This window comes from Salinicola sp., assembly GCF_982684285.1.
In genome coordinates this window covers 1-2,875 of record NZ_CEXLVS010000363.1, presented here as the reverse complement: position 1 = coordinate 2,875, position 2,875 = coordinate 1, and the positions used below count along the sequence as shown (strand labels likewise).

Annotated in this window: 2 protein-coding genes; both read left to right on the top strand. The window is 64.6% G+C overall.

Annotated elements, in window-relative coordinates; translation table 11 throughout:
• Positions 1-93 precede the first annotated feature (93 nt).
• Positions 94-2,229, top strand: a complete 2,136-nt coding sequence (locus AC3AYF_RS19855; protein WP_295041366.1) for a YjbH domain-containing protein — start codon at positions 94-96, stop codon at positions 2,227-2,229.
• A 167-nt stretch (positions 2,230-2,396) separates the two neighbouring features.
• Positions 2,397-2,875: Ada metal-binding domain-containing protein (locus tag AC3AYF_RS19850; RefSeq protein ID WP_487780249.1), on the top strand; the 479-nt coding region annotated here is incomplete at its 3' end.

The window sequence follows — 2,875 nt, the reverse complement described above, 5'->3', positions numbered from 1 at the left end:
GACATGGCCCTCCCCCAGTTTCTGGCCACGCGCTTGCCCGGCGATGAGTGCATCACGGTCGACCCAGCCAATCTTTACCACTAAGCCATGCTCATGACGACATTCGCAGATCGCCGCTGGACCCCGCTGCGCCTTTTCACCCCGGTCATGGGAGCCTCTCTCCCGATCCTGATGGCATACGCGCCCATCACGCAGGCAGACCTGGGCCAGGCCCGCACCGACTTCGGCGGGGTTGGGCTGATGCAGACACCGACGGCACGCATGGCGCCATTGGGAGACATCTCCCTCAATCACAGCCATGTGTCGCCCTACCTCCGCTACAACATAAGCTTTCAGCCCATGGACTGGCTGGAGGCCGGCTTTCGCTACACGGCGATCACCAATCAGGACTATCCCGCGTCCACCGATCCCGGGCGTTCCTATCTGGATAAAGGGATCGACTTCAAATTCCGGCTGCTGGAAGAGGACCGCAACACGCCAGCCGTGGCGCTGGGCTTTCGCGACTTCGGCGGTACCGGCCTCTTCGGCAGTGAATATCTGGTCGCCAGCAAGCGCTGGTACGACTTCGATTTCACCCTCGGCCTGGGCTGGGGTTATCTGGCCAACGGCGGCGGCATCGGCAACCCGCTGGGGGCGGTATCGGATCGATTCGACGAGCGCTCCACGGAGAATCCCGAGGAAGCCGGCGACTTCGAGTTCGGCGACATCTTCAGCGGCGACGTTGGCCTGTTCGGCGGCATCGAATACCAGACCGGCTGGGAGCCGCTGTCGCTCCAGCTCGAGTACGATGGCAACGACTACCGCAGCGAACCGTTCGAGACGACGCTGACTCAGCACTCTCCGGTCAATCTCGGTGCCCGCCTGAGCCTCAACGACAACATCTCGTTGAGCGCCGGGTGGGAGCGCGGCGACACCGCCATGTTCGGCATCACCTTTCGCGGCAACCTCGCCGGCATTTCACAACCCAAGACCGATGATCCGAGACCGGTGCCGATCCAGGCGGCACCGGAGCGGACCGCGCAGGACTGGAACGCCGTCAGCTCGGAACTGCAGAACAACGCCGGGATGCGGGTGCGGCGTATCACCCGCGACGACGACGAGCTGATCGTCGAGGCCGAAGCGACCAGATATCGCTCGATGCTGGAAAGCGAAGGTCGCGCCAATCGCATTCTCAACAACCATACCGCGGAAGATATCGGCACCTACCGCTACCGCTGGCAGAGTGTCGGCATGGGCTTGCGCGACGACGTCCATGATCGCCAGGCCTATCTCGAGGCGGCCGATTCCACGGCCTACGACCAGCAGTACCACTACGGGCTGTACGCCTCGGCATTGACGCAACCCGGCGATACGCCCCCCGACGGGGAGTTGCTCTACCAGAACGATCTCGACCAGTTCACCTGGAGCCTGTCGCCGGGCCTGAATCAGAACCTGGGAGGGCCCGACGGCTACCTCTACCAGATCTACGCCAAGCTCGACGCCGAATACCGGACCGACCCCAACGGCTGGTTCAGCGGCCGCGCCGCCCTGAACCTGGCGGACAATTTCGATGACTTCGACTACGTCGCCAATTCGAAGCTGCCTCGCGTTCGCACCAACATCAACAGCTATCTGGATGAAACCAGCCTCGGGATCTACAACCTGCAGTACACCCGTACCCTGCGATTCGGCCAGGACTGGTACGGCATGGCTTACGGCGGTCTGCTCGAGATGATGTATGCCGGCGCCGGGGGCGAAGTGCTCTATCGCCCGTTCAACAGCCCGGTGGCCTTCGGCGTCGATCTCAACTGGGTCAAGCAGCGGGATTTCGACCAGCGCTTCGACATGCGCGAATACGACACCTGGACCGGCCACGCGACCGCCTATATCGAAACCGGCATCGAGGACGTTCTCGCTCAGGTCAGCGTGGGTCGCTATCTGGCCAAGGACCTGGGCGCGACGTTCGACCTCTCCCGAGAGTTCGACTCCGGGGTGCGGATCGGCGCCTGGGCGACGCTGACGGACGCCGGCGACGATTACGGCGAGGGCAGTTTCGACAAGGGGCTCTATGTCTCGATCCCCCTCGACGTCTTCTTCTCGGAATCGAGCCGCGGCAGCACGACCCTCGCCTGGCAGCCGCTGACCCGCGATGGCGGCGCGCGCCTCGCCCGGCGTTACACGCTCTATGGCCTGACCCAGGATCGCGACATGGGCCACTACTGGGACGACTACGACAAGCTCTGGAAGTAGCGACTCTCGCGACCTGCCGTCCCGCCCCCAAGACGGCGCCTCGCCGGCGCCGTTCTTCCCTCGACGCCATATCCTCGCCGGGGCGATCATTGAGTGCCGGATCCGGCCAGCCCCGCCGCCTCGCCCCGCTACAATGAGCTCGAGACGATGATCAGGACGCGCCCCCCATGCTCGACCCCCAGCAATGCCGCAGTGCCCGACTGGCCCGGGATGCCCGCTTCGATGGCCGCTTCTTCATTGCCGTCGAGACCACCGGGATATTCTGCCGCCCGATCTGCCCGGCGACGCTGCCGCAGGAGCGGCACGTTCGTTACTTCGAATCGGCGGTCGCCGCCTCCCGCGCCGGTTTTCGTCCCTGCCTGCGCTGCCGTCCGGACAGTGCACCGGACTCTCCCGCCTGGCAGGGATCCCAGACCACGCTGTCACGGGCCATCCGCCTGATCGATGCCGGCGCACTGCAGCAGGGCAACGTGACGGCGCTTTGCGACAGACTGGGTATCGGCGAGCGCTACCTGCGCCAGCTGTTTCAGCGTCGGTTCGGGGTATCGCCCAAGGCGAACGCCCTCTACCGCCAGTGCCTGTTCGCCAAGAAGCTGCTGAACGAGACCGCATTGCCGGTGACCGAAGTCGCCCACGCCAGCGGTTT

What these genes read in the sequence shown, in the direction of transcription:
- AC3AYF_RS19855 (WP_295041366.1), top strand. Translation starts at nt 94, where the DNA reads ATGACGACATTCGCAGATCGCCGCTGGACCCCGCTGCGCCTTTTCACC.